The following is a 5,169-nucleotide window of genomic DNA, read 5'->3' as shown; positions in this document are numbered from 1 at the left end:
GTTGTCCACAGGTCTGTGGACAACCGCGGGCCCGCCGCACTCAGGCGTCGAAGTCGTACTCCAGGATGTACGAGGCCGAGTCGAGCACCATCTCGTTGACCTCGACCGCCTGCCCGTCCTCGGCGAACGCGATCCGGTGCAGCAGGAACACCGGCGTGCCGGGCACCAGGGCCAGCCGCTCCGCCTCGTCCCCCGCGGGCATCCGGGAGCGGATCCGCTCCTGGAAGTGCACCGGCTTGTGGCCGAGCTCGGCGAGCCGGGCGTACGTGCCGCCGGGGCCGGTGTCCGGGTCGGTGATCCGGCTGCCCGCCACCAGCGCGGCCGGCAGGTACGAGTCGGAGAGCAGCACCGGTTTGCCGTCCAGCACGAAGCGGCGGCTGCGCACGCAGGCCGGTTCGCCGCCCTTGAGGCCCAGCACGGCGGCGATCTGCTCGGGCGCCTCCCGCTCGGTGACGCTCAGCTGGTCCACCGTCAGCTCGCGGGAGGCTATGTCGGCCGACCAGACCGAGGCCCCGCCGCCCCACGTCCGGTCGGAGAGGCGCTGGATGCCCCGGCGCCGTATCGGCCGGAACTCCCGGACGAACACGCCCACGCCCCGGCGGGCCTCCGCCATCCCCTCGGACTGGAGCACGCCGAGCGCCTGCCGGGCGGTCATCCTGGCCACGCCGTACGTCGCCATCAGGTCGTTCTCGCCGGGGAGCCGGTCGCCGGGGCGGTAGCGGCCGGCGTCGATCTCGCGCTTGAGGTCCTCGGCGATCCGCTGGTACTTGGGCTGCGCGGCGCGTGGGCGACTGGTCATGGCGGCGGACTTCCTTCCCCTCTTCTCTAGACATCCTACGCAGGGGCGGGCCTTGACGCATTGACATCTCTAGAGATTTCAGCTTGTCTAGAGATGTTGGGATCTGACATACCCTCATATCGGCTGCCGATTCTCTGCCCTTCGGGTGGAACCGCGTGAGGAGCCTGCCGTGTCCGTCCACCGTCGATGGTTCTCACTGCCCCGCGAGCCCGCCACCGTCGCCGCCGGACGCCGCCGGGTCCGCGACCTCCTCACCGCCTGGAACACCCCCCTCGACGAGGACACCCGCTTCACCCTCGACCTCGTCACCTCCGAACTCCTCGGCAACGCCGTCCGCCACGCCACCGGGGACGCCGTCACCGTCGGCGTGCACGCCGACCCGCTGCACCACCGCGCCGTCATCGAGGTCTACGACTCCTCCCCCGTCCTCCCCACCGCCCCCGCCCACCCCGACGAGGACGCCGAATCCGGCCGCGGCCTGCTGCTGGTCGCCGAACTCGCCCTCGCCCACGGCGTGGTCCGCAAGCGCGGCGGCAAGTGGGTCTGGGCCGAGATCGCCCTCCCCGGCGCCGCCGCCCGCCCGGCCGCCGACGACCCCCCGCCGCACGGCGCCCCGCGCGGCGGGGTCGCCCCCTGGGCGATGACCTGCCACTGACCGGGGTGTCAGGCCGTCAGCGCGCGGTGCAGCTCCACCGTCCCGGCGCCCAGCGAGCGCGCCGCCAGCCAGGCCGCCGCGCCCGCGCCGTCGCCGGCCGGGCGCAGCGGGGCGGCGGGCCAGCGGGCCGCCAGCAGCGGGCACAGCCGGGCGGCGAGCAGGGTCGGGGGGCTGAGCAGGCCCCCGGCCAGCACGATCGGCAGGGCGGAACCCCGCGCGCGGAGCAGGGAGAGCGTGTCGACCAGGTGGTCGGCGGCCCGGGCCACCAGGGTCAGCGCCGCCGGGTCTCCGAGGCCCGCCTGCTCCAGGACGACGGGGGCGAGCCGGGCCAGCCGGGCCGGGGCCTGCGCGTGGACGGCGGCGATCAGCGTCGAACGCGGGTCCTCGCCCAGGCCGTCCGGGCCGGCCAGCGCCCCGGCGACCGCCGCGTCCAGACCGGTGAGCGGCGCGCCCCGGTCGATGGCGGTGAGGGCGGCCGCGACGGCCTCCCGGCCGAGCCAGACGCCCGAACCGCGGTCGCCCAGCAGCCAGCCGTGCCCGTCCGCGGTGCGGCGCAGCTCGTGGTCGCGGACCTCGGCGGCCATCCCGCCCGTCCCGCTGAGCACCACGTGCCCGTCCGGCGCGGAACTGCCCGCGGCGTGCGCCAGCAGGACGTCGCTCACCAGCACCGGGTGCGCGCCCAGCCCGAGCGAGTCCCACAGCGGGCCGAAGTCCGGCCGCACCACCAGCCCGCCCGCGAGCCCGAGCACCCCCGCCGCGACCCGCCCCGGATCCACCCCGGCCAGCGCGGCCCGCACCGCGCCCCCGATCTCCTCCGCCGCGGCCTCCACCCCGTGCGCGACCGGGTTCCCCCCGCCCCCGCGCGCCCGCCCGACCACCCGCCCGTCCAACTCCGCGACCAGTACCCGCGTACTGCTCCCCCCGACGTCCAACCCGAGCACCAACACCGCGCACCTCCTGGCAGAGAGGCCGCCATGCTATTCGGGCCCGGTGGGAACGGCGGGGTGCACCACCAGGGGCCCGGGTGAGAACGGCGGGAGGCGAAATCAGGGGCCCGGGGAACGGCGGGGCCGTGCTGCTGGTGGCCGGAGCCCATCGAAGGTCCGTGCTGCTGCGTGCCGTAAACAGAACCCGAAGCCGATGCGCGCCACGGCAGTGAACCGCCCGCAGACCGGGCCTCGCCGTTCCCCGAGCCCCTGTCGGGGCCCTCCCGCCGTTCTTGCCGAGCCGCTGGTGGTGCTCCCCTTCGCCGGTGGGAGCATGGCCGGATGGAGCAGATACCGAAGCGGCAGGTCCGGGCGCGCTACGACGAGGAGACCGTGACGGTCTACCAGGCGTTCCGGCCGGAGATCGCGGAGCCGGCCGTCGCGGAGGGGCGGTTCCCGGCGGCGTTCGACCCGGGGCGGATGACGTGGGTGAAGCCGTCGTTCCGGTGGTTGATGTACCGCAGTGACTGGGCGCGGAGCGAGGGGCAGGAGCGGGTGCTGGGGGTGGTGCTCCGGCGGGCGGGGTTCGACGCCGCGTTGGAGGCGGCGGTGCTGAGCGGGTACGAGCGGGGGGTGCACGCGTCGAGGGCGCAGTGGCAGCGGGAGTTGCGGCGCGCCGAGGCCCGGGTGCAGTGGGATCCGGAGCGGGATCTGGATCTGCGGCCGCTGGGGCACCGTTCGTTGCAGCTGGGGTTGAGCGGCTCGCTGGTGGAGCGCTACCTCGGCGAGTGGCTGGTGCGGATCGAGGACCTGACGCCGCTGGCCCGCGAGTTGCACGGGGCGCGGGATCCGGGTCTGCTGCCGCCGGAGCGGCCGTACCCGGTGCCTGCGGGTGCGGCCGTCCGGCTGGGGGGCTCCTGAGCCGTCGGGGTCAGCCGTGCAGGTAGACGGTGCCGAGCTTGGTGAGCTGCCAGTGCTGGGCGGCGGAGCCGTCGGCGGCGGCGAGCTGGACGAGGGCGTTGCCCTGGCCGTCGGTGCGGGTGGTGGCGGTGGCCAGCATGGTGGGGGCCTGGGAGTCGGCGAGGGTGTAGCTGCCGTCGCCGACGGGCTCGAGCAGCCAGCGCTGGTTGCCGCCGCCGTTGCAGCGCCACTGCTCGATCTTGGTGCCGGGCGCGGTGGAGGCGCCGGCGGCGTCGAGGCACATGTCGCGGTTGCCGCTGAAGTCGAGTTCGTAGCTGCCGCCGGCCTTGGCCTCGAACACGAAGGACTGGTTGAGGCCGCCGGTGGCGGGATAGGTGAGGGCGGTGCGGCCGTTGGTGGCGTCGCCGTAGCTGCCGCCGCCGGAGAGGTCGAGCACCTTGCCGTCGGCCCGGTTGGTGAGCTGGTACCAGGCGCCGTCCTCGGGCCCGTCGGGGAAGGGGGCGCCGGGGGTGAGCGGGGTGATCGAGGTGCCGTCCTGCTGATTGAGCGAGCAGAACGCCTGGCCGAGCGCGGCCTGCTGGTAGAACTGCCGCAGGCAGGCGGCCTCGGCGGCGTACCCGGCGACCCGCAGGTGGTACGACTGGCGGACGTTGTTCATGCACAGGCCGGGGATGGCGATCGGGGTGTCGCAGCCGTTGCGGGTGGTCTCGGAGAGGTCGATCACGTCGCCGTTGGTGTACTCGTACGGGGAGCTGGTCCACTCGGCGCAGACCTCGTGGCCGAAGGCGACCCGGCGCTGGTCGAGGTAGCGCACGCCGGGGACGGCGGCGGCGGCTTCGCGCAGGGCGTCGCTGAGGGTGGGGACGACCCAGTTGTGTCCCCAGGCGAGGTCCTCGGGGAAGGCGGGGCAGCCGTCGGCGACCTTGCCGGCGTAGTCGTTGCGCCGGATGTCGGGGGTGATCGGGTTGAAGTACGACTGGTAGACCAGCTGGTAGGAGTCGTCGGAGTAGCCGGCCGCCCGCATGGTGTTGCGGATGCTCGTGAGCGCGGCGGTGACCTTGGGCTTGACCCCGGCGGCGCGGCGGGTGATCTCGGCGCTGCCGATGGTGTCGCGGCAGCCCTTGGACTGCGGGATCGGGAAGTACTGGGCGAGGCAGTCCATCATGATGTTCGCGAACTCGAAGTCGTCGTTGGCGCCGATCGTGACGACGACCATCTTGACGTCGTACTGCCGTGCGACGGAGGCGAGTTGGACGTCCTGCTTGGGCTCGCCGAAGTCGCCGCTGCCGGGGCCGGTGGTCTTCGCCAGCTCGGGGTCGCTGACCAGGTCGCCGGTCTGGGCGCCGGAGCAGGCGAGGTCGATCGGGGTGACGCCGGGCAGCCGGGTCACGAAGATCTCGGACTTGGTGGAGCGGTGGCAGTAGTTGGTGGGGGTGTCGGTGCCGGGGACGTAGTCGTCGCCGGTGTCGGTGCCGGCGCCCTCGCCGGAGATCGCGCTGTCGCCGAGCGCGACGATCGCGGCGGGCCGGTCCGGGCTGCCGGACGCCGCGTGGGCGCCGGCGGCGGCCGGTCCGGCACCGAGGCCGAGCGCGGCGAGCATGGCGGCGGCGGCGAGCAGGGCGGGTGGGCGGCGGCGGGCGGCGCCGCGCGGTGACCTGGACACTCATGACTCCTTGCGGGGTGGGGGATCGCCCGGCGGCTGCCGGGCGGCGCGGAGCACGGGACCGGACCGGGAGGCCCGGAGAACATGAGGCAGGCTCACATGCTAGGTACTGACAGGTAACACAACAAGACTCGCGGCAGATTGACGCCCAGTCAGCGGACGGCCCCGGAACGCGGACGAGCCGCCGCCCGCACCTCGCCAGGAG

The 5,169-nt window shown here is 74.4% G+C and carries 5 protein-coding genes; 2 read left to right on the top strand and 3 right to left on the bottom strand.

All coding sequences use genetic code 11. The features are described from left to right. Positions 1 to 40: 40 nt before the first annotated feature. Entirely contained in the window at positions 41 to 799 is a 759-nt protein-coding gene (locus ACFUEL_RS34640; RefSeq protein WP_380241372.1) for a GntR family transcriptional regulator, read from the bottom strand. Positions 800 to 968: 169 nt separating this feature from the next. On the opposite strand from ACFUEL_RS34640, the gene ACFUEL_RS34635 reads away from it, so the two are divergent. Continuing rightward, positions 969 to 1,454, top strand: a complete 486-nt coding sequence (locus ACFUEL_RS34635; protein WP_380241370.1) for an ATP-binding protein — start codon at positions 969 to 971, stop codon at positions 1,452 to 1,454. A gap of 8 nt (positions 1,455 to 1,462) precedes the next feature. Here ACFUEL_RS34635 and ACFUEL_RS34630 read toward each other — a convergent pair whose 3' ends face one another. Next, positions 1,463 to 2,401 carry an N-acetylglucosamine kinase gene (locus ACFUEL_RS34630; RefSeq protein ID WP_380241368.1) on the bottom strand — a complete coding sequence of 313 codons (939 nt, stop codon included), beginning with the start codon at positions 2,399 to 2,401 and terminating at the stop codon, positions 1,463 to 1,465. 321 nt (positions 2,402 to 2,722) lie between these two features. Between ACFUEL_RS34630 and ACFUEL_RS34625 the strand changes: the two genes are divergently transcribed. Further along, entirely contained in the window at positions 2,723 to 3,301 is a 579-nt protein-coding gene (locus tag ACFUEL_RS34625; protein ID WP_380241366.1) for a DUF4291 domain-containing protein, read from the top strand. A gap of 10 nt (positions 3,302 to 3,311) precedes the next feature. On the opposite strand, the gene ACFUEL_RS34620 is transcribed toward ACFUEL_RS34625, so the two are convergent. Further along, a complete protein-coding gene (locus ACFUEL_RS34620; RefSeq protein ID WP_380241364.1) occupies positions 3,312 to 4,964 on the bottom strand; it encodes an RICIN domain-containing protein in 1,653 nt (550 codons plus the stop codon). Between the last annotated feature and the right edge of the window lie 205 nt (positions 4,965 to 5,169).

This window comes from Kitasatospora sp. NPDC057198, assembly GCF_042670125.1.
Lineage (GTDB): Bacteria > Actinomycetota > Actinomycetes > Streptomycetales > Streptomycetaceae > Kitasatospora.
Note: the sequence above shows the minus strand (reverse complement) of the source record. Positions and strands in the feature narration are given on the sequence as shown.